Genomic DNA, 20,196 nt, shown 5'->3' with positions numbered 1-20,196 from the left:
AGTGTCTCAGGCCGGGCGCGTTGCTCCGAATCGCGACTCCAGCGTGCGCACCACCGGCAGGTCGTCGCGCAGCCAGGCGACGTCGTACAGCTCGGTCCCGGTCAGCCAGCGCAGCTGGTCGTGGTCCTCCAGAGGCCGCGCCTCGCCGCGGGTCGTGCGCGCCCAGCGCACGTGCATGGCGTACGCCTCCCCCAGCGGCCACAGGCCGCTCACCTGCTCACCGGTGAGCGGTCCCGGGACGACGTCGCCGAGCTCGACCTGCACCCCGAGCTCCTCGGCGATCTCCCGGTGCAGCGCGGCCTCGAGGGTCTCGCCGGGCTCGACCTTGCCGCCCGGCAGCTCCCACCCGCCGGCCAGGCGCGAGGGTTCGGTGCGCCGCGCGGCGAGCAGCACCGTGGGGCGAACCAGGTCGTCGACCAGCGCCGCCCCCACCACCAGTCGCCGCGCCACCGGGCGAGCGTATCGAGGACACACCCACATCTGACCTGTACCCGGTATCCCGGACACCTGTTCTGAGGCGATGATCGTCTTGGAGGAAGGAGCCGATGATGCCGGCACCGAAGTCACCTGAGTTCCGTCAGCGCGCGGTGGAGCTGGCGCGGCAGCGGGAGAAGCCGATCGCGCAGATCGCGAAGGATTTGGGGATCAGTGAGTCTTGTCTGCGGCGGTGGATGGATCAGTCGGAGGTCGATGCCGGGCACAGGCCTGGCTTGTCGCGTGATGAGCGGGGCGAGCTGGTCCGGTTGCGGCGGGAGAATCGGCGTCAGGCGATGGAGACCTGGGATCCTCAAGCGGGCTAGCGCCTACTTCGCCAGCGAGAACGTCCTCCCAAAATGAGGTGCCTGGCCGTGGCTGCCTTGGCCGGGCAGGAGGTCGACCTGCGGGATGGGGCCGGCCCGCGGCTGGTCACGGTGGCGGCTGCAATGGAGCCACGCAAAAGGGGTGTCGCGTAGCGGCGTGGAGCGGGCGTTGCAGGTGCCGTCCTCTTCGTTCTATGACTGGCAGGCCGGTCGCGGGCCCTCGGCGCGGGACGTGGCTGATGCGTACGCGTTGCAGGCGATCATCCAGGTGCACCAGCGGTCGCGGGGGACTTACGGGGTGCGGCGGGTGCACGCCGAGCTGGCCCTCGGGGGGGCACGAGCACGCGGTGTCGCGCCGCCGGGTGACCCGGTTGATGCGCGTTCAGCGTTTGCAGGGAGTGCACCGGCGCCGGTGGCGCGGTCCCGGCGTGCGGGACGTGGCGACCTGGCCCGATCACGTCAACCGGCGGTTCGTCGCCGACCGCCCCGACCGGTTGTGGGTCACCGACATCACCCAGCACCGCACCGGCTGCGGGTGGGTGTACTGCGCGGTCGTGCTGGATGTCTACTCCCGCCGCGTGGTCGGCTGGTCGATCGCTGATCACCTGCGCACCGAGCTGGTCGTCGACGCCCTGGAGATGGCCAGGATGCACCGCAAACCCGTTGGGACTGTTGTGCATTCGGACCGCGGAACCCAGTACACGTCATGGCTGTTCGGCAACCGGCTCCGCGAGGCCGGGCTGCTGGGATCGATGGGCCGGATCGCGTCCTGCTACGACAACGCGTTGATGGAATCCTTCTTCGGCTCGATGCAGATCGAGCTGCTCGACCGGCGCGACTGGCCCACCCAGGACGACCTCGCCAAGGCGATCTTCGAGTGGATCGAAGCCTGGTACAACCCCCACCGCAGGCACTCCGCCCTGGGCTACCTGTCCCCGGCCGAGTACGAAACCCTTCACGCCGCCACGAGCACCGCGGCATGATCACCCCAACCGAAACCGTCCGAGAAACCGGGTACAGGTCACGCGCGGGTTCGCGGCCAGCCAGGTCTTCACGGCTGCGTGCTTGTGCGCGGTGTAGTTGTCCATCACGAGGTGCAGCTCGCCCTCGGGGTAGGCGCGGGCGACTTGCTTAAGGAATGGTAGGAACTCCTGGTGTCGGTGCCGCTGCTTGCAGGCTGCGGTGACGGTGCCGGTGGCGATCTCCAGCGCGGCGAACAGCGTGGAGGTGCAGTGCCGCTTGTAGTCATGGGTCCGGCGCTCGGGCAACCCGGGTTGCATCGGCAACATCGGTGCGGTCCGGTCCAGTGCTTGGATCTGGGACTTCCCATCCACGCACAGCACGACCGCGTTCTCCGGCGGATTCAGGTATACCCCACAACATCGGTGACCTTGGCGACCAGCTCGGGGTCGGTGGAGAACTTGAACGTCTCCGAACGCCAGGGCTGGATCCCGTATCCCGCCAGGCCCGCGCGACCGTCGCATCCCCGATCCGAAGATGACGCGCCAGCAAACGCGAGGACCAGTGCGTGACCCCGTACTTCGCCGGCGGCGGCTTCAGCGTGGCCGACGCGATCTCCCGGTGATCCCTCGTCCGCGGCCGACCCGACCTGGCCTCATCGGCCAAGCCGTCGACGCCCTTGTCCTGATACCGGTTCCGCCAGGCAATCACCGTCAGCCGGCTCGCTCCGACCTTGCCCGCGATCGCCGTGTTCGACTCCCAATCAGCAGCCAGCAGCACGATCCGCGCCCGCTGCGCCAGGCCCGCACGAACACTGGGGGACCTGGTCAATCGGCACAGCTACTCACGATCACCATCACGCAACACCAACGCCGGAGCAGGACGATTCGCCATGCCCCAGTCTCCCAAAACCAAACCGTTAAGACACTAACGACGCGCCGCACTAGCGAGTCCAGCCCACTTGCATTCAGTGGCAAGGGAGGTGGTCAAACATGGAGCAAAGCACTAATGTGACCACCACTACAGAATAATAGCCCTCGACATCTTTAACTCCCATTTCGACGGAGCTCGGCCACAACGAGCCGGAACCCGCGGGTGTCCCATACGTAGCAGGCTGGCGACACCAGCGCGACGAGCGGGCTTCCCCCTCGGATCTGCCCATCACCCTCGCCACGGAGGATGGACCGTTAAAGACGAGGGCAGAAGAAGGCGCTCCGAAGCTATTCAGCGGGTGAACCGGACCTGAAAAATGGCCCCACAGTAAGGGCGCCCCTTGATTGTGACACCAAGGTTAAAGGTGGGGGAATTGCCCCAGGGTTGGTAGATATTGATAGTTTTACCTGACAGGTAAGTGACCAATTCCATTTCTGTACCTACGACCCAGCGGGACGAGGGCCCTGATATCCACTTCAGACTGCCCGTTTTTCCATTCAGGCTCCCTGAGCCAAATTCGTACCCCAGGGTTAGATTCGTGATTCGTGGATTGCGAATCGACATTCCGTTACTTGTGGCCACTGCCTGGAAAGCGATCTTCGCCCTCACGCGATCAACCGGACCGCACGCCGAGCTATTCCGGACATAGTCATCATTAAGGTAGGCGGCGTACCAGCGGAGCTTGTTGTCAGTTGGCAGCCTTTGGACGTGCAACCCAAGCGCCTCAGCCCTCGGGGCAGAGACTGCAAACACCATCGGAAAACTCAATGCGAGAGCAATCGTCTTGCGTGCCACTGGGAACCCCTCCTGATTCGCTGTCAATTTCGGACAGCAGGAAGCGTACCAGGCCCCGCACGACCGACGGTGGTTTGCGCCGCGAATGATCGGCGCATCCTCTGGATGGTGCGGTGCGCGGTTGGTGACCCCGCCAGGTAGCTCGTGGCGGTCGCGTTCATGTAGCTCCTGGATTACGGTGTCGAGCCGGTCCCGTCAGCCGGATGAACCTGCTCTTTCCGCCGCCGTGAAGGCCCAATGTCGCCGGAAGACCACTGTCGACTGGTGCGCTGTATTGTCCGCCCAGCCCCGGTGCGCTTGGTGCGCCCCGGGCCGGGGGCTCGTGGCAGTGCTTGTCGAAGTGAAGGCCCGCAGGCGTTCGTACACTGAGCGCGGTCTGCACGGTTGGAGCAGCCAACCACGCCGTTCCCCGATGGCCGCCGCCCTGCATCGCACCGGGCAAAATCGCCGCCCACTACCCCGCGACAGCGTTCGCGCTTCTCTGCTCCGGCCCTAGCGCTCTTGGCGCCCACGGCCACCCGCATCACCCGGTGTGCACGACATCACTCGCATCACCTTGGGCGTGGTCCTCCGGGGGTCGAGCCTCGCCGCAGCGCACGTGCATGACGTACGCCTCCCCAGCGGTCTTCGGGCGCTCACCTGCACGAGGGCCAGCGGTCCGGGGCCGACATCGCGGCACCGAGGGGCGAATCAGGTCGTCAACCACCAGTCGCCGCGCCACCAGTCGCCGCGCCACCAGTCGCCGCGCCACCAGTCGCCGCGCCACCAGTCGCCGCGCCACCAGTCGCCGCGCCACCAGTCGCCGCGCCACCAGTCGCCGCGCCACCAGTCGCCGCGCCACCAGTCGCCGCGCCACCGGGCGAGCGTATCGAGGCGCTCGCGGGAGGTCTCGACTCGGACACGGGCCTGCGCAACTGCCCCGCGCGAACCTGGCCGTGTGGGTAGGGTCACACCACTTCGATCACGTGCCTCAGGCGTGCCCGCACGGCCTGGAGCCCGTCCCAGCATGAGAGGTACCCATGACGGTCAACCGCAGGGTCGCAGCCCTGGCCGCGGTGAGCGCAGTCACCCTGACGCTCGCCTCGTGCGCATCGTCCGATCGCGAGGATTCAGCAGGGGCGAGCGGCTCCGGCGGAGGCGGCGACACGATCACCTTCGGCGCAGCCGGCGCCCCGGCCATGTTCGACCCCTTCTACGGCACCGACGGCGAGACCTTCCGGCCCGCGCGCCAGATCTTCGAGACGCTCGTCGACTTCAAGCCCGGCACGGCCGACCTGGCCCCCGGCCTCGCCACCAAGTGGACCCCGTCCAACGGCGGCAAGACCTGGACCTTCGACCTGCAGCAGAACGTCAAGTTCACCGACGGCACGGCGTTCAACGCCGACGCGGTCTGCAAGAACTTCACCCGCATGTTCGACCAGAACGCCGCCGGCCAGACGGCCGCGTCCTACTGGGCCGACAACATGGGCGGCTTCAAGTCCAAGGGTGCGGCCGAGGCGCTCTACAAGAGCTGCACGCCCAAGGGCGCGAACCAGGTCGTCATCGACATCAACCGCCCGACCTCGAAGTTCCCCGCGCTGCTGGGTCTGCCGTCGTTCTCGATGCAGAGCCCGACCGCGATGGACAAGTACAAGGCTAACGACATCACCCCGCAGGGCGACGGCTACACCTACTCCGAGTACGCCCTGAAGTACCCCACGGGCACGGGCAAGTTCAAGCTCGAGAAGTACGACGAGGCCAACAAGACCATCACCATGGTCCGCAACGACGACTACTGGGGCGACAAGGCCAAGCCGGCCCGGCTCGTCTTCAAGATCATCCCCGACGAGACCGCCCGCAAGCAGGCGCTGGCCGCCGGCACGATCGACGGCTACGACCTGCCCAACCCGGTCGACTGGCCGAAGCTGAAGCAGGACGAGAACCTGCAGATCCGCCCGGCGTTCAACCTGCTCTACCTGGGCCTGAACCCGAAGGCGAACCCGGACCTGAAGGACCTCAAGGTCCGCCAGGCGCTGATGTACGGCATCAACCGCGACCAGTTCGTCAAGACCCAGCTGCCCGAGAATGCAGTCGTTGCCACCCAATGGATTCCCAAGGACGTCGACGGGTTCAACAAGGACGTCACGAAGTACAACTACGACCCGAACAAGGCCAAGCAGCTGCTGCAGCAGGCCGGCAAGTCCAACCTCACGATCAAGCTGTGGTACCCCTCCGAGGTGAGCCGGCCGTACATGCCGGACCCGCAGAAGGTGTTCCAGCAGGTCAAGAGCGACTGGGAGAAGATCGGTGTCAAGGTGCAGCCGGTCACCAAGCCGTGGAACGGCGGCTACCTCACCAGCACCGACCAGGGCCAGGCCGACGCGTTCTTCCTGGGCTGGACCGGTGACTACAACACGGCCGACAACTTCGTCGCCAACTTCTTCGGCTCGCCCGGTGGCGCCTTCGGCGTCGACGGCTACCCGTTCGGCAACACCCTGCTGAAGGAGATCAAGGACGCCGACGGCATCGTCAACGAGGGTCAGCGCACGACCGCCTACAAGAACCTCATGGGCAAGCTCATGAAGGACTACATGGTCGGTCTGCCGATCTCGAGCAGCCCGCCGGCGATCGTCTTCGCGAAGAACGTGACGGGTGTCGTGCCGAGCCCGCTCACCGCGGAGGACTTCGCCACCGCCGAGAAGAAGTGACCTAGCCGGGGTGGCCGCGCACGCAGACGTCGTGGGCGGCCACCCCCGCTGCTGCCCCGCCTGACTCCCGTCCCCGGAAGGTCGCTGTGCTCAGATTCATCGTGCGCCGCGTGCTGCAGATGATCGGCGTGCTGTTCGTGCTGTCGATCCTGCTGTTCGCCTGGACGCGCTCCCTGCCCGGTGGGCCGGTCGACGCCATCTGCGGCGAGCGCTGCAACGACGAGCAGCGCGCCGCGCTGCGCGCTCAGCTCGGGCTCGACAAGTCCGTCTTCCAGCAGTACCTCACGTTCCTCGGCAACGCCTTCCAGGGACGCTTCGGCACCTCCACCGGCGTGCTGCCCGGCACCGACGCGATGGACCTGTTCCTGCGGCGGCTGCCCGCCACCCTCGAGCTGTCGGTGACGGCCATCTTCATCGCGGTGCTCTTCGGGGTGCCGCTGGGTTACCTCGCGGCGCGCCGCCGCGGCGGCATCTTCGACAACATGTCGATCATCGGCTCGCTCGTCGGCGTCGCGGTGCCGGTCTTCTTCCTGGCGTTCGTGCTGAAGTACTTCTTCGCGATCGACAACCAGATCCTGCCGCTGCAGGGGCGCCAGGGCGACATCAACGCCACCCGGGTCACCGGTTTCTTCGTGCTCGACGGGATCCTCACCCGCGAGTGGGACGCCGCCTGGAACGCCATCCAGCACCTGATCCTCCCCTCGATCGCGCTGGCCACCATCCCGTTCGCGGTGATCTTCCGGATCACCCGCGCCGCGGTGCTCGACGTGCTCGACGAGGACTACGTCCGCACCGCCGAGGCGAAGGGCCTCACCGCGCGCACGATCCGGTGGCGGCACGTGCTGCGCAACGCCCTGCTCCCGGTGACCACCACGCTCGGTCTGCAGATCGGCGCGCTGCTCGGTGGGGCGGTGCTCACCGAGCGGGTCTTCGTCTGGGGCGGCATCGGCGAGTCGCTCGCCAGCGCCATCCAGCTGCGCGACTACGCCGTGATCCAGGTGTTCATTCTGATGGCCGCCGCGGGCTATGTCGTCGTCAACCTGCTCGTCGACATCGGCTACGCCATCATCGACCCGCGCGTCAGGACCCGGTGAGGCCGCGATGAGCTCCCTGAACCCGATGACCCGCAAGAAGGAGCGCATCGACGCGCTCGCGGAGTCCACCGCCGGCCCCTCCCGAGGGGGTGGCCAGGTCGCCGAGGCCGGCAAGGTCGCCGGCGGCGAGGGCACCAGCCTGCTGGCCAGCGCCTGGAAGCGGTTGCGCCGCAACCCCGCCTTCTGGATCGGTGCGGTGCTGACCGGGCTGGTCGTGCTGCTGGCGATCTTCGCGCCGTGGCTCGCCCCGCACGACCCGGCCGCACGCGTCCTCATCGACAAGGTGTCCTCCGCGAACAACCCGGTGCCAGGCCCCGAGCCCGGCTCACCGCTGGGAGCCGACGGGTCTCCGTTCGGGCGTGACCTGCTCTCCCGCCTGATCTGGGGCAGCCGGCAGACGCTGCAGATCGGCTTCCTCGCCACCATCGGCGGGTTCATCGGCGGCCTGATCCTCGGCACGCTCGCCGGTGCGTTCGGCGGCTGGATCGACTCGGCCATCATGCGCGTGGTCGACGTGATGCTGTCGATCCCCTCGATCCTGCTGGCCACCGCGATCGCGACCCTCTACGGCCGCGCCTCGAACAACACCCTGATCGTGGCCATCGCGATCGTGCAGATCCCGATCTTCGCGCGGCTGCTGCGCGGCTCGATGCTCGCCCAGCGGCACAGCGACCACGTGCTCGCGGCACGAGCGCTCGGTGTGAAGCAACGGGCGATCGTCCTGCGACACATGCTGCCCAACTCGCTCGCGCCGATCCTGGTGCAGGCGACCCTGGTGCTCGCGACGTCGATCATCGACGCCGCCGGCCTGACCTTCATCGGTCTCGGCGCCGTCACCGACGACTCCCCGGAGTGGGGCCAGATGCTCGGTTCGCGTCAGACGCAGTCGCTGTTCGACACCTTCCCGCACCTGGCCTTCTGGCCGGCCGCGTGCATCATCGTCACCGCCCTCGGCTTCACCCTGCTCGGTGAGTCGCTGCGCGAGGCCCTCGACCCCAAGAGCAGGAGGTGAGCGGCACATGACCGTCCCCACCACCGACCGCCCGTCCACCAGCGACGTCGGCGGCGAGCCGCTGCTGCAGGTGCGCGACCTGTCCGTCGTCTTCCAGCGGCGCGGCGACGAGCCGTTCACCGCCGTCGACAAGGTGAGCTTCGACGTACGCCCCGGCCAGACGGTCGGTCTCGTCGGCGAGTCCGGCTGCGGCAAGTCGGTGACGTCGATGGCGATCATGGGGCTGCTGCCCAAGCGCGGCAACCGGATCACCGGCGAGGTGCTCTACGACGGCACCGACCTGCTGTCGCTGCGCGACCGCGAGCGCCGCGACCGGCGCGGGCGCGACCTGGCGATGATCTTCCAGGACCCGCTGTCGTCGCTGAACCCGGTGATCCCGATCGGCATCCAGGTGACCGAGGTCATCGAGCGCCACCAGGGCAAGAGCCGCAAGCAGGCGATGCCCGAGGCGCGCGAGCTGCTCGACAAGGTCGGCATCCCCGACCCCAACCGGCGGCTGAAGGAGTATCCGCACCAGCTGTCCGGCGGGATGCGCCAGCGCGCGCTCATCGCGATGGCGCTGGCCTGCAAGCCGCGGCTGCTCATCGCCGACGAGCCGACGACGGCGCTCGACGTGACGATCCAGGCGCAGATCCTCACCCTGCTCCAGGACCTCGTGCGCGAGTCCGGCACGGCGCTGATCATGATCACCCACGACCTCGGCGTGGTGGCCGGTCTCGTCGACGAGGTCAACGTGCTCTACGCCGGCCGCATCGTCGAGCGCGCCGGTCGCCACGACCTGTTCGCCGACCCGCGCCACCCCTACACCGGCGGGCTGCTCGGCTCGATCCCGCGGCTCGACGCGGGCCGGCACGAGCCGCTCAACCCGGTGCCCGGCTCGGTCGCCGACAACCTGCCGTGGACGCACTCCTGCGCGTTCCAGCCGCGCTGCTCCCAGCCGATCGACCGGTGCGTCGAGGCGGCCCCCGCGCTCGAGCCGATCGAGCAGGGTGTCGAGGGACCGCACCTGCTGCGCTGCTTCAACCCGCTGCCGCCCGACCAGGGCGCCACACCCGCCCGCGACCCCGAGGAGGCCTGATGTCGACCGTGGCCACCGAGACCGACGAACCTCGCCCGCCCGCGGGCGACGACGTGCTGCTCGACGCCCGCGGCGTCAAGGTGCACTTCCCGATCAAGCGCGGCGTCATCTTCGACAAGACGATCGGTTATGTCTATGCCGTCGACGGTGTCGACCTGCAGATCAGGCGCGGCGAGACGTACGGCCTTGTCGGCGAATCCGGTTGCGGCAAGTCGACGTTGGGCCGAGCGCTGCTGAAGCTGGAGGAGCCGACCGCGGGGTCGGTGGAGTTCGACGGCACCGACCTGGCCCAGCTCGACGGCGAGCCGCTGCGGCGCCGCCGGCAGGACATGCAGATGATCTTCCAGGACCCGCTGTCGAGCCTCGACCCGCGCCAGACGGTGGAGTCGCTGCTGCTGGAGGGCATGGAGGCGCACGGGCTCACCCAGAACAAGGGCGAGGCGCAGGAGCGGCTGCGCGAGCTGCTGGCCGCGGTTGGGCTGCCGCCGCAGGCGCTGCGCAAGTATCCCCACGAGTTCTCCGGCGGGCAGCGCCAGCGCATCGGCATCGCCCGCGCGCTGTCGGTCAACCCCAAGCTGATCGTCGCCGACGAGCCGGTGAGCGCGCTCGACGTCTCGGTGCAGGCGCAGGTGATCAACCTGCTGGAGCAGCTGCAGGACGAGTTCGACCTGACCTATCTGGTGGTGGCGCACGACCTGGCCGTGGTGCGGCACATCAGCGACACCGTCGGGGTGATGTACCTCGGCTCGATCGTCGAGGAGGCGGCGGCCGACGACCTGTACGCCGAGCCGCTGCACCCCTACACCAAGGCGCTCATGTCGGCGGTGCCCGTGCCCGACCCGACCGTCGAGGACCGGCGCGAGCGGATCCTGCTCCAGGGCGACCTGCCGAGCCCGGCGAACCCGCCGAGCGGCTGCCGCTTCCACACCCGCTGCCCGTGGCGGCAGGAGACGCGGTGCGACGACGAGCGCCCCGAGCTGCGCACGGTGCAGATCGCGGGGGTGCCCGAGAGCCACCGGGTCGCCTGCCACTGGGCGGAGGACATCCAGGCCGGCACGATCAAGCCGCACAGCGTCGAGGCGTCGGTCACCGACCCGTCGGCCGACGCGCCCCTCGGTGACGAGCCGGGGGTGCCCGCGTCGATCGCCGAGATCTGAGCCGTGGCGACGCATCGCGTGCTGGTGGTCCAGCACGAGGACTCCTGCCCGCCCGGCTGGCTGGGTGAGCGGTGGGCGGCGACCGGGCTCGACCTGGACGTGCGCCACCCCTACCGGCCGGACGCCGACCAGCAGCTGCCCGACTCGCTCGACGAGCACGACGCGCTGGTGGTGCTCGGCGGCGAGATGGGGGCCGGCGACGACGCCGACTTCGCCTGGCTGTCGCCCGTGAAATCGCTGCTGCGACAAGCACTTTCGCGTGACGTCCCGACTCTCGGCGTATGCCTGGGTCACCAGCTCCTCGCCGTGGCCGCGGGCGGCGAGGTGCGACGCAACCCGCACGGCCACGCCACCGGCGTCACCCCGATCCGGCTCACCGGCGAGGGCGCCGGCGACCCGCTGCTGGAGGACCTCGACCGCCGCCCGGTCGTGCAGTGGAACGACGACGTGGTCGTGCGGATGCCGGCCGCGGCGACGCTGCTGGCCGAGGCCCCCGACGGCTCGCCGCAGGCCGTGCGCATCGGGCCGCGGGCGTGGGGCGTGCAGTTCCACCCCGAGGCCGGCCCGCAGATCTTCGACGCCTGGACCGTCGACAAGCCGTCGGCCAACCTGCCCCGCGCCGACGGCATCGACGTCGCGGCAGCCGCCGACGACGTACGTGCCGCCGAGGGTGAGCTGCGGGCGCTCGGCGACCTGCTGGCCGACCGGTTCGCCGCGATCGTGGGAGCACCGCTGGCCCGTCAGGGTTCGTGATCCGCCCGCTCGGCGGCCCGCGGCGCGGCAGACTCGATCAGGTGACCACCGCCCGCCCGAGCGCGACCGAGCTCGACGCCCGCACCCCGGCCGACCGCGACCGGGTGATCGACGCGGTGCGTGCGGCGAGCATCCTCGTGGTGGTGCTCGGGCACTGGACGATGGCCGCGCCCGAGCGGGTCGAGGGGTCGCTGCGGCTGCGCAACATGCTCGAGGTCGCCACCTGGGCACAGCCGCTCACCTGGCTCTTCCAGGTCATGCCGCTGTTCTTCCTCGCCGCCGGGTTCGCCAACCACCGCTCGCTCGCGCCGCGCGCCGACGGCACCCGCCGCCCGGTCGCGGCCTACCTCGCCGGCCGGGTCGACCGGGTCCTGCGGCCGACGCTGATCTTCCTCGCGGTCTGGCTGGTCGGGGCCTGGGTGGCGGTCGCGCTCGGCGCACCCGAGCGAGCGCTCGACGCCGCCGGCACCGCCGCCGCGATGCCGCTGTGGTTCCTCGCGATCTACCTGCTCCTCGCGCTGCTGGCGCCCGCGCAGCTGGCGGTCCACCGCCGGTGGCCGCTGCTGCTGCCGACGGTGCTGCCGGTCGGGGTGCTGCTGCTCGACCAGGCGCAGGGCACCGGCTGGGCGGCGCTGGCCTTCCTCAACTACGCGCTCGTCTTCGGACTCTGCCAGGAGCTGGGGTTCTGGTACGCCGACGGTCGGCTCCAGCGGCTGCCCCGCCTCGCGTGGGTGGCCGGCGCCGCGGCGGCCGTGGCGCTGCTGCTCGTGGCCACGCAGCTGGGCGACTACCCCGTCAGCATGATCGGTCTGCCCGGGCAGAAGGTGTCGAACATGATGCCGCCGAGCATCTGCGTGGTGCTGGTCGCGCTGCTGCAGCTGTCGCTGCTCATGCTGCTGCGGCCGGCGCTCGCGCGGTGGCTGCAGCGCCCCGGCCCGTGGGCCGCGACGGTCGGGGTGAACCTGCGCATCATGACCGTGTTCCTCTGGCACCTCAGCGGATTCGCCGCCGCGGCCGGCATCCTGCTGGCGCTCGACGCGCCCCTGCCCGCCATCGCCAGCGGCGCCTGGTGGGCCTGGAAGCTGGTGTGGATCGCGCTGTCCGCGCTCGTCACCGTGGCCCTCGTGCTCGCGCTGGGCCGGGCCGAGCAGGGCGCGGGCCAGGTGGCGGCGCCACCCGCCCCGCTCGCCGTGCTCGGCACCGCCGTGGCGTTCGTCGGGCTGGTGATGGTCGCCTGCGCCGGCTTCGTCGCGCCGTTCGAGGCGGGTGGCATCGAGCTGGTGGGCATGCGGTTCGTGCCCGCCGTCGGCGCCGCCCTCGTGGTGGTGGGTTACGCACTCACCCGCGCCGGGCGTACGACCGCCGCCCCCTCCCCCACCCGCTGAAACGCGGTTCTAGCGCTCTGACCGCACCCCAGTGGAGTCGGAGCGCATGAAACCGGGTTTCGTGCGTTAGACCTCAATGCATCAGGGTCAGACGCACGAAACCCGGTTTCATCCGGAGAAGGGGGGCAGGGACAAGGGCCGGGACAGCGGCAGTCGCGTCACTCGCCCTTGTGCAGCACCGCCACCGGCATCGTGGAGCCCTCGAGCACGCGCTTGCTCACCGAGCCCAGCAGCATGCCGGTGAAGCCGCCGCGGCCGCGGCTGCCGACGACCAGCAGGTCGGCGCCCTGGGCCGCCTCGAGCAGCGCGGTGGCAGCCTTGCCGCGTCGGATCTCGATCTCGACGGGCACGTCGGGGAAGGCCGTACGCCGGTCGGCCAGCACGCGCTCGACGAGCGCCCGGTGCTTGGTCTCGACCGCGTCCCACTCGGGGGTGCCGGGCTCGGTGACGACGGCGCCGTCGACGACCTCGACCGACCAGGCGACCACGCAGCGCAGCGTCGCGCCGTGGCGGGCGGCGTAGGACAGGGCGTAGTCGACGGCGGCGCCGCTCTGCTTGCTGCCGTCGACCCCGACCACGACCCGACCGGACGCGCCGGTCAGCTGGTCGGGCAGCACGACGGCGGGGCACTGCGCGTGCGCGGCCACCGACAGCGCGGTGGAGCCGACGAACGGCCTGCTCGGCTCACCGCCGCCGCCCACGACGATGGCCGTGGCACTCCTGCTGAGCTCGACGAGCACCCCGGCGACCGACCCCGGCACCGACGACGCGGTCACGGCGAGCTCGGGCTGCCGGGCGCGGGCGACCTGCGCGGCGCGCGCCAGCGTCGAGGCCTCCCCCTCCAGCGTGTCGGCCGGCAGCGAGGTCATCGGCAGGTATCCCTCGCCGGCCATCAGGCTGATGCCGAGGTCGACCACCTCCTGCAGGTGCAGCGGCCTGCCCAGCGAGGCGGCCTCGTCGGCGGCCCAGGTGACCACGGTGGAGTCGTGCTCCTGCCCGTCGACCCCGACGATCACGGCGCCGTCGGGCGCGCTGTCGGCCGGGACGGTGACCTCGGGGGCGGGTTCGCGGGTGCTCTCGTCAGCCATGCCTCATCCTGGCACGCCCCTGGGGGCCGCCGTGGCGGTGAATCGCGCAGAAACCCTTCCCACACCAGGTAAGCAACCGCTTAGTATGGTCGCGTCGACCACGCCTCAGGAGGATGCGCATGCATCGCAAGCTCAGCGACGAGGACGCCGCCTTCCAGACGAAGATGCGGGAGTTCTTCACCACCGAGATCCCCCAAGACCTGCGCGATCGCTGGCATGCGGGCGGTGAGGTCGAGCCCGACGACGTACGCCAGAGCCAGCGCCTGCTCAACGCCGCTGGCCTCGCGGTGCCCGGCTGGCCCACGGAGTACGGCGGCCAGGACTGGACCGAGCTGCAGCGCCACATCTGGCTGTCGGAGATGCAGGCCGCGTCGGTGCCGCCGCCGCTGGCGTTCAACGCCAACATGGTCGGCCCGGTCATCGCGGCGTTCGGCAGCGAGGAGCTGAAGAAGCGCTTCCTGCCCGACACGGCCAACCTCGACATCTGGTGGTGCCAGGGGTTCTCCGAGCCCGACGCCGGCTCCGACCTCGCGTCGCTGCGCACGACTGCGGTGCGCGAGGGCGACGAGTACGTCGTCAACGGGCAGAAGACCTGGACCACCCTGGGCCAGCACGCCGACTGGATCTTCGCCCTGGTGCGCACCGATCCCGACGCCCCGAAGAAGCAGCAGGGCATCTCCTTTCTGCTCATCGACATGAAGTCCCCCGGCGTGACCGTGCGCCCCATCCAGCTCATCGACGGCGGCCACGAGGTCAACGAGGTCTTCTTCGAGAACGTGCGGGTGCCCGCCGACCAGCTCGTCGGCGAGGAGAACAAGGGCTGGGACTACGCGAAGTTCCTGCTCGGCAACGAGCGGGTGGGCGTGGCCCCCGTCGGCTCGATCAAGCGGCGCCTCGCCGACGCGAAAACCTATGCCTCCCAGGTGCGTTCGGGTGACGGCACGCTGCTCGACGAGCCGCTGCTGGCCGCCCGCATCGCCGAGCTCGAGACGCAGATCATGGCGCTGGAGCTCACCGTGCTGCGCGTCGCGGCCGGCTCCAAGGAGGGCAAGCCCGACCCCGCGTCGTCGATCCTGAAGCTGCGCGGCTCGCAGCTGCAGCAGGACGTGCTCGAGCTCATTGTCGACATCGCCGGCCCGTCGGCGCTGTCCTGGGAGTCCGGCGCGCTCGGCGCCGAGTGGGACTGGACCGCGAGCGCGATGCCGACCTACCTCAACTTCCGCAAGGCCTCGATCTACGGCGGCTCCAACGAGGTGCAGCGCCAGATCATCGCCACCGGCATCCTCGGACTGAAGGGCTGACCATGGACTTCACGATCGACGCTGAGCAGAAGGCGCTGCGCGACGCGGTGCGCACCCTGGCCGAGCGGCACGCCCCGCAGTACGGCGACGGCAACGCCCCCGTCGGCCCGACCGACAACGACGAGAAGACCTGGTCGGCGCTGGCCGAGCTGGGAGCGCTGGGCCTGCCCTTCCCCGAGGAGGACGGCGGCTTCGGCGCCTCCCCAGTCGAGGTTAGCGTGGTCGCGTCCGAGCTCGGGCGCCGCGGCGTGCGCACTGCGTACGCCGACGCCCTGGTCGCGAACTACGTTCTCACCAAGGCGGATTCGGGCTCCGACGTGCTCGAGCAGGCGCTGTCCGGCGAGGCCCTCGTGCTGCCGGCCCTGGCCGAGCCGGGCCGGGCCTGGTCGCCGCTGGAGACCGACGTGACGGCGAGCGGCACGGGTGACGAGGTGAAGCTCACCGGCACCAAGGGGCCGGTCCCCTCGGTGGCGACAGCGACGTACGTCGTCGTGCCGGCCAGCACCGAGGGCGGACTCGGACTGTTCCTGGCGCAGGTGCCCGAAGGCTCCGGTCCGCTGGTGCAGCTGTCCGACACCCCGGCCACGCTGCTGGTCGGCCCCGACCGCGCCGCGGACGTGCTCACCGAGGCGCTGTGCCTCGGCATCGTCGCGCTGGCCGGCGAGGCGCTCGGCGCGATGGAGGGTGCGCTGCAGCTGACCACCGAGTACCTCAAGACGCGCAAGCAGTTCGGCGTGCCGCTGATGACGTTCCAGACGCTCACCCAGCGCGCCGCCGACATGTACGCCGAGCTCGAGCTGGCCCGCAGCACAGCGCTTTTCGCGGCCATGGTCATCGCCGAGAACCCGGGCGACGCGGTCACCGCGTCGCGCACCAAGGTCGTCGTCGGGCAGGCCGGCCGGCGCGTCGGCCAGGAGGCGATCCAGCTGCACGGCGGCATCGGCATGACGGCGGAGTACGCCGTCGGCCACCTCGCCGGGCGGCTCGCCGAGATCGACCGGACGTTCGGCGACACCCGGCAGCACCTCGCGGCGCTGGCGTCGGGGGTCTCCGACCACGAGATGGTCGACGTCCTGGCCTGAGCGGGCACCAACCTCAGAAAGGATCGAGGCGGACAGGCATGCCTGTCCGCCTCGATCTTTCTTTGTGCGTCTCGACGCCATGAAGCGGACACCGTCTGACCGCGTCCTGTGCTGTGCTGGGCGCATGGCCGCGGACGAAGACCCCACCTGGGCGACCCACCCGGTCACGCCGCAGCGGTTCGAGGACTTCGGCGACGTCATCAACGCCAGCCGGCGCAAGACGCACTGCTGGTGCCTGTCGCACCGGTGCACCCAGCAGCAGGTCGCCGAGCTGGGCGACACCCGGGAGGACGCCATGCGCGCGCTCACCGCGCGCGAGCCGCAGGGCGTGGTCACCTATCGCGACGCTGAGCCGGTCGGGTGGTGCAGCATCGGGCCGCGCGAGCACATCCCGCGGCTGGTGCGCTCGAAGCTCATCCGTCCGGTCGACGACCTGCCGGTGTGGAGCATCATCTGCGTGGTCGTGCGCGGCGGGCACCGCCGCCAGGGGGTGACGCGGCACCTGCTCGAGGGAGCGGTGGCGTACGCCGGGAAGCGCGGCGCGCCCGCCGTCGAGGCGTATCCGGTCGACCCGCCGGGGCGGATGGACACCACGATGGCGTTCGTCGGCACGCGGGCGATGTTCGAGGCGGTGGGGTTCGATGTCGTCGGCGAGACCGACGCGGTCGCGAGCAGGCTGCCGCGGCTGGTGATGCGGCGCACGCCGACCTAGGCCCGGCGCACCTCGAAGCGCGCCGGCTCCTTCAGCGACTGACCGACGACGCAGTAGCGCTCGGTCGAGCGCGCCAGGCGTTCGAGCGCCTTGTCGTCGGCGTCGGTGTCGAGCGTGGCCGTGACCACCACGTCGGTCAGGCCGACCGGGGCCGACCGGTCGATGCCCAGGGTGCCGCGGGCGTCGAAGAAGCCGTCGGCGCGCAGGTCGGCCGAGCGCAGCTCGACGCCCATCGAGGTCGCGACGGCGCGCAGCGTGACGCCGGCGCAGCCGAGCAGCGCCTCGAGCAGCATGTCGCCGGAGCAGGCGTCGGAGCCGTCGCCGCCGGTGGACTCGTGCAGCCCGGCGCGGACGGGGCCGGCGAAACCCTCGATGGTGGCGGTCACGCCGGGCTCGCGGAAGCTGCCCTGCGCCCGGACGGGCGTCTTGGCGGCGGTGGGGTCGGCGGCGTACTTCTCGCGCAGCGGCGCCTGCTGCGCCCGAAGCTGTTCGGCGTCCATGCGCTCATCGTCGCTCACGGCGTACGTCCGCGGGACCGGTTGCCCAGCGACCGGAACGGCCAGCTCGGCGACAATGCCGGCAGGCCCAGCTCGGCGACGATGCCGGCAGGCCCAGCTCGGCGACGATGCCGGCAGGCCGGAGCCTGCGACGGACTGCCGGAGGAGGAGCCGAGCTCACAAAGGCGAACCGAGCCTGCGACGGTCTGCCGGAGGAGGAGCCGAGCTCACAAAGGCGAACCGAGCGTGCGACGGACTGCCGGAGGAGGAGCTGAGCTCATGAATAAGCGAGGCGCCACCCGCTCGGGGGTCCGGGTGGCGCCTCGCTTCACTGGTCATATCGCTAGGGGCCCGCAGGGCGTTACACGTTTCAAGAACTTTTTCTCCCGCGGCCCCGGTGCGCGCCCCAGGAACCCGGTGGACAACGGTGATGGCCGGCGCCCGGAAGGCGCCGGCCATCACCTGCGGGGTGGGCGTGGTCACGCCGCCACGGCGCCACCCTGCTGCGCGGCCGGCTCGAGGGCGTACTCGAGGATCTCGGCCACGTCGCTGACCGGACGCACGTCCAGCTCGGCGAGCACCTCGTCGGGCACGTCGTCCAGGTCGGGCTCGTTGCGCTGCGGGACGAAGACGGTCTTCAGCCCGGCCCGCTGGGCGGCGAGCAGCTTCTGCTTCACGCCGCCGATCGGCAGCACGCGACCGTTCAGCGTGACCTCGCCGGTCATGCCGACGTCACCGCGCACCAAGCGCCCCGAGGCGAGCGACGCGAGCGCCGTCACCATCGTGACGCCGGCCGAGGGGCCGTCCTTGGGGATCGCCCCGGCGGGCACGTGCAGGTGGACCGAGCCGCGCAGCCGCGCCGCGTCGATGCCCTGCTCGGCGCCGTGCGCCCGCAGGTAGGACAGGGCGATCTGCGCCGACTCCTTCATCACCTCGCCGAGCTGCCCGGTGAGGGTCAGGCGGGTGCCGCCCTCCCCCGGCTGGAGCGGCTCGTCGGTGACGGGCGCACTGGCCTCGACGAACAGCACGTCGCCGCCCATGCCGGTCACGGCGAGGCCGGTGGAGACGCCGGGCACGGCCGTACGCTCCTCGGACTCCGGCGTGAACCGTGGCCGCCCGAGGTAGTCACGCAGGCGGCCGGCCTCGACGGTCACCGGGACCTGGGCCTTGTCGGTGGCCAGCTCGGTCGCGACCTTGCGCAGCACCTTGCCGATGAGCCGCTCGAGCTGGCGCACGCCCGCCTCGCGGGTGTGGTTGGCGGCCATCTCGCGCAGCGCGGCGTCGGTGATCGTCACCTCGTCGGCGCCGAGGGCGGCCCGCTCCAGCTGCCGCGGGAGCAGGTGGTCGCGGCCGATCGCGACCTTGTCGTCCTCGGTGTAGCCGTCGATCGAGACCAGCTCCATGCGGTCCAGCAGGGCCGGCGGGATGGTCTCCAGCGCGTTGGCCGTCGCGATGAAGAGCACGTCGGACAGGTCGAGGTCGAGCTCGAGGTAGTGGTCGCGGAACGTGTGGTTCTGCGCCGGGTCGAGCACCTCGAGCAGCGCGGCCGCCGGGTCGCCCCGGAAGTCGCTGCCGACCTTGTCGATCTCGTCGAGCAGCACGACCGGGTTCATCGAGCCGGCTTCCTTGATCGCCCGCACGATGCGGCCCGGCAGGGCCCCGACGTACGTCCGCCGGTGACCACGGATCTCGGCCTCGTCCCGGACGCCACCCAGCGCGACGCGTACGAACGTGCGGTCGAGCGCGCGTGCCACGGACTCCCCGAGGGAGGTCTTGCCGACGCCGGGCGGGCCGGCGAGGGCCAGCACGGCACCGGAGCCGCGGCCGCCGACGACCTCCAGACCGCGCTCGGCGCGACGGGCGCGCACGGCGAGGTACTCGACGATGCGGTCCTTCACGTCGTCGAGCCCGTGGTGGTCGGCGTCGAGCACCTCGCGCGCGGCGGTGATGTCGGTGCGGTCGGTGGTGCGCTCGTTCCAGGGGAGCTCGAGCACGGTGTCGAGCCAGGTGCGGATCCAGCCGCCCTCGGGGCTCTGGTCGCTCGCGCGCTCCAGCTTGCCCACCTCGCGCAGCGCGGCCTCGCGGACCGCGTCGGGCAGGTCGGCGGACTCGACGCGGGTGCGGTAGTCCTCGGCGCCCTCCGGCTCGTCCTCGCCGAGCTCCTTGCGGATGGCGTCGAGCTGCTGGCGCAGCAGGAACTCCCGCTGGCTCTTCTCCATGCCCTCGCGCACGTCGTCGGCGATCTTGTCGGAGACCTCCTGCTCGGCGAGGTGGTCGCCGGTCCAGCCGATCAGCGCCTCGAGACGCTGCTCCAGGTCGAGCTCCTCGAGCAGCTCGACGCGCTGGTCGAGCGTGAAGTACGACGCCCAGCCGGCCATGTCGGCCAGCTGCGCCGGGTCCTTGACGCCATTGACAACGTCGATGATCTGCCACGCCTGGCGCCGCTCGAGCACGGCGACCAGGAGGCGCTTGTACTCCGTCGCGAGCTCGCTCGCCCGCTCGGTGATCTGGGGGTCGTCGACCGTCTCGGCCTCGACCCACAGGGCCGCGCCGGGGCCGGTCACGCCCTGGCCGATGCGCGCGCGGCTCTCGGCGCGCAGGACGGCGGCGCGGGCGCCACCGGGCATCCGGCCGATCTGCTCGATGGTGGCGACGACGGCGAAGGTCGGGTACCGGTCGCCCACGCGCGGGGCGAGCAGCAGCTTGCCGTCGGAGCCCGCTCGGGCCGCCTCGACCGCGGCGCGCGCCTGGTCGTCCAGCTCGATGGGCATGGTCATTCCGGGTAGGGCGACCTGGTCCTGCAGGAACAGGACCGGCAGCCTGAGGTTCTGGGTCATGCCACTCCTTGAAAGTTGAGTCTTG

Annotated in this window: 17 protein-coding genes and 2 pseudogenes; 13 read left to right on the top strand and 6 right to left on the bottom strand. The window is 70.6% G+C overall.

The features are described from left to right. Positions 1-6 precede the first annotated feature (6 nt). Complete coding sequence (locus FB554_RS02280; protein ID WP_338070546.1) at positions 7-450, bottom strand: (deoxy)nucleoside triphosphate pyrophosphohydrolase; 444 nt, start codon at positions 448-450, stop codon at positions 7-9. A 98-nt stretch (positions 451-548) separates the two neighbouring features. Here FB554_RS02280 and FB554_RS02275 point away from each other — a divergent pair, with 98 nt between their 5' ends. The 3 genes and pseudogenes from FB554_RS02275 (at position 549) to FB554_RS02270 (ending at position 1,783) form a co-directional block, all read left to right on the top strand. Beyond that, positions 549-800 carry a transposase gene (locus FB554_RS02275; protein ID WP_170206753.1) on the top strand — a complete coding sequence of 84 codons (252 nt, stop codon included), beginning with the start codon at positions 549-551 and terminating at the stop codon, positions 798-800. Between the two features lie 85 nt (positions 801-885). Next, positions 886-1,113, top strand: a pseudogene (locus tag FB554_RS17910) (hypothetical protein); the annotation flags it as partial. Then, on the top strand, positions 1,040-1,783 hold the full coding sequence (locus tag FB554_RS02270) for an IS3 family transposase (protein ID WP_268885465.1): 744 nt from the start codon (positions 1,040-1,042) through the stop codon (positions 1,781-1,783). The pseudogene FB554_RS17910 and the gene FB554_RS02270, both read left to right, overlap by 74 nt. 36 nt (positions 1,784-1,819) lie before the next feature. Here FB554_RS02270 and FB554_RS02265 read toward each other — a convergent pair. Together FB554_RS02265 and FB554_RS02260 are read right to left on the bottom strand one after the other, a co-directional pair. Then, positions 1,820-2,600, bottom strand: a pseudogene (locus FB554_RS02265) (IS630 family transposase); the annotation flags it as partial. 1,578 nt (positions 2,601-4,178) lie between these two features. Further along, a complete protein-coding gene (locus FB554_RS02260) occupies positions 4,179-4,439 on the bottom strand; it encodes a hypothetical protein (RefSeq protein ID WP_142004449.1) in 261 nt (86 codons plus the stop codon). A gap of 68 nt (positions 4,440-4,507) precedes the next feature. Between FB554_RS02260 and FB554_RS02255 the strand changes: the two genes are divergently transcribed. The 7 genes from FB554_RS02255 to FB554_RS02225 all read left to right on the top strand — a co-directional run bounded on the left by FB554_RS02255 (position 4,508) and on the right by FB554_RS02225 (position 12,654). Further along, positions 4,508-6,175 carry an ABC transporter substrate-binding protein gene (locus FB554_RS02255; RefSeq protein ID WP_142004448.1) on the top strand — a complete coding sequence of 556 codons (1,668 nt, stop codon included), beginning with the start codon at positions 4,508-4,510 and terminating at the stop codon, positions 6,173-6,175. Positions 6,176-6,261: 86 nt separating this feature from the next. Then, positions 6,262-7,269: an ABC transporter permease gene (locus FB554_RS02250; protein WP_211344517.1), complete on the top strand. Its 1,008-nt coding sequence runs from the start codon at positions 6,262-6,264 to the stop codon at positions 7,267-7,269. A 7-nt stretch (positions 7,270-7,276) separates the two neighbouring features. Then, positions 7,277-8,281 carry an ABC transporter permease gene (locus tag FB554_RS02245; protein WP_211344516.1) on the top strand — a complete coding sequence of 335 codons (1,005 nt, stop codon included), beginning with the start codon at positions 7,277-7,279 and terminating at the stop codon, positions 8,279-8,281. Between the two features lie 7 nt (positions 8,282-8,288). Then, positions 8,289-9,359 carry an ABC transporter ATP-binding protein gene (locus FB554_RS02240; protein WP_142004447.1) on the top strand — a complete coding sequence of 357 codons (1,071 nt, stop codon included), beginning with the start codon at positions 8,289-8,291 and terminating at the stop codon, positions 9,357-9,359. Next, positions 9,359-10,516: an ABC transporter ATP-binding protein gene (locus FB554_RS02235; RefSeq protein WP_142004446.1), complete on the top strand. Its 1,158-nt coding sequence runs from the start codon at positions 9,359-9,361 to the stop codon at positions 10,514-10,516. The genes FB554_RS02240 and FB554_RS02235 overlap by 1 nt, the downstream gene beginning before the upstream one ends. A 3-nt stretch (positions 10,517-10,519) precedes the next feature. Next, positions 10,520-11,269 (top strand): type 1 glutamine amidotransferase, encoded by a 750-nt coding sequence (locus FB554_RS02230; RefSeq protein WP_142004445.1) that lies wholly within the window; start codon positions 10,520-10,522, stop codon positions 11,267-11,269. A 41-nt stretch (positions 11,270-11,310) separates the two neighbouring features. After that, positions 11,311-12,654 carry an acyltransferase family protein gene (locus tag FB554_RS02225; protein ID WP_170206751.1) on the top strand — a complete coding sequence of 448 codons (1,344 nt, stop codon included), beginning with the start codon at positions 11,311-11,313 and terminating at the stop codon, positions 12,652-12,654. A 158-nt stretch (positions 12,655-12,812) separates the two neighbouring features. Here the strand turns inward: FB554_RS02225 and FB554_RS02220 are convergent, their stop codons facing one another. Continuing rightward, the gene (locus FB554_RS02220; RefSeq protein WP_142004443.1) at positions 12,813-13,742 is read right to left on the bottom strand and encodes a universal stress protein; all 930 of its coding nucleotides are present in this window, start codon (positions 13,740-13,742) and stop codon (positions 12,813-12,815) included. Positions 13,743-13,861: 119 nt separating this feature from the next. On the opposite strand from FB554_RS02220, the gene FB554_RS02215 reads away from it, so the two are divergent. From FB554_RS02215 to FB554_RS02205, 3 genes are all read left to right on the top strand, one after another. After that, positions 13,862-15,043 carry an acyl-CoA dehydrogenase family protein gene (locus tag FB554_RS02215; protein WP_142004442.1) on the top strand — a complete coding sequence of 394 codons (1,182 nt, stop codon included), beginning with the start codon at positions 13,862-13,864 and terminating at the stop codon, positions 15,041-15,043. A 2-nt stretch (positions 15,044-15,045) separates the two neighbouring features. Further along, positions 15,046-16,125, top strand: coding sequence for an acyl-CoA dehydrogenase family protein (locus tag FB554_RS02210; RefSeq protein WP_142004441.1), 1,080 nt, complete (start codon positions 15,046-15,048; stop codon positions 16,123-16,125). A 124-nt stretch (positions 16,126-16,249) separates the two neighbouring features. After that, a complete protein-coding gene (locus FB554_RS02205) occupies positions 16,250-16,837 on the top strand; it encodes a GNAT family N-acetyltransferase (protein ID WP_142004440.1) in 588 nt (195 codons plus the stop codon). Here FB554_RS02205 and FB554_RS02200 read toward each other — a convergent pair. Beyond that, complete coding sequence (locus tag FB554_RS02200; protein WP_142004439.1) at positions 16,834-17,337, bottom strand: OsmC family protein; 504 nt, start codon at positions 17,335-17,337, stop codon at positions 16,834-16,836. The two genes, FB554_RS02205 and FB554_RS02200, sit on opposite strands and share 4 nt — an antisense overlap. A 476-nt stretch (positions 17,338-17,813) precedes the next feature. Continuing rightward, on the bottom strand, positions 17,814-20,171 hold the full coding sequence (gene lon, locus FB554_RS02195) for an endopeptidase La (protein WP_142004438.1): 2,358 nt from the start codon (positions 20,169-20,171) through the stop codon (positions 17,814-17,816). Between the last annotated feature and the right edge of the window lie 25 nt (positions 20,172-20,196).

The sequence above is a fragment of the Barrientosiimonas humi genome, assembly GCF_006716095.1.
In the GTDB taxonomy this organism is placed as follows: Bacteria; Actinomycetota; Actinomycetes; order Actinomycetales; family Dermatophilaceae; genus Barrientosiimonas; species Barrientosiimonas humi.
Note: the sequence above shows the minus strand (reverse complement) of the source record. Positions and strands in the feature narration are given on the sequence as shown.

Excerpts from the sequence above, each read along its gene's own strand:
- FB554_RS02275 (WP_170206753.1), top strand. The coding sequence starts at position 549 with ATGCCGGCACCGAAGTCACCTGAGTTCCGTCAGCGCGCGGTGGAGCTG.
- FB554_RS02270 (WP_268885465.1), top strand. The coding sequence starts at position 1,040 with ATGCGTACGCGTTGCAGGCGATCATCCAGGTGCACCAGCGGTCGCGGG.
- FB554_RS02255 (WP_142004448.1), top strand. The coding sequence starts at position 4,508 with ATGACGGTCAACCGCAGGGTCGCAGCCCTGGCCGCGGTGAGCGCAGTC.
- FB554_RS02245 (WP_211344516.1), top strand. The coding sequence starts at position 7,277 with ATGAGCTCCCTGAACCCGATGACCCGCAAGAAGGAGCGCATCGACGCG.
- FB554_RS02240 (WP_142004447.1), top strand. The coding sequence starts at position 8,289 with ATGACCGTCCCCACCACCGACCGCCCGTCCACCAGCGACGTCGGCGGC.
- FB554_RS02235 (WP_142004446.1), top strand. The coding sequence starts at position 9,359 with ATGTCGACCGTGGCCACCGAGACCGACGAACCTCGCCCGCCCGCGGGC.
- FB554_RS02220 (WP_142004443.1), bottom strand. The coding sequence starts at position 13,742 with ATGGCTGACGAGAGCACCCGCGAACCCGCCCCCGAGGTCACCGTCCCG.
- FB554_RS02215 (WP_142004442.1), top strand. The coding sequence starts at position 13,862 with ATGCATCGCAAGCTCAGCGACGAGGACGCCGCCTTCCAGACGAAGATG.
- FB554_RS02210 (WP_142004441.1), top strand. The coding sequence starts at position 15,046 with ATGGACTTCACGATCGACGCTGAGCAGAAGGCGCTGCGCGACGCGGTG.
- FB554_RS02205 (WP_142004440.1), top strand. The coding sequence starts at position 16,250 with ATGGCCGCGGACGAAGACCCCACCTGGGCGACCCACCCGGTCACGCCG.
- FB554_RS02200 (WP_142004439.1), bottom strand. The coding sequence starts at position 17,337 with ATGGACGCCGAACAGCTTCGGGCGCAGCAGGCGCCGCTGCGCGAGAAG.
- lon (WP_142004438.1), bottom strand. The coding sequence starts at position 20,171 with ATGACCCAGAACCTCAGGCTGCCGGTCCTGTTCCTGCAGGACCAGGTC.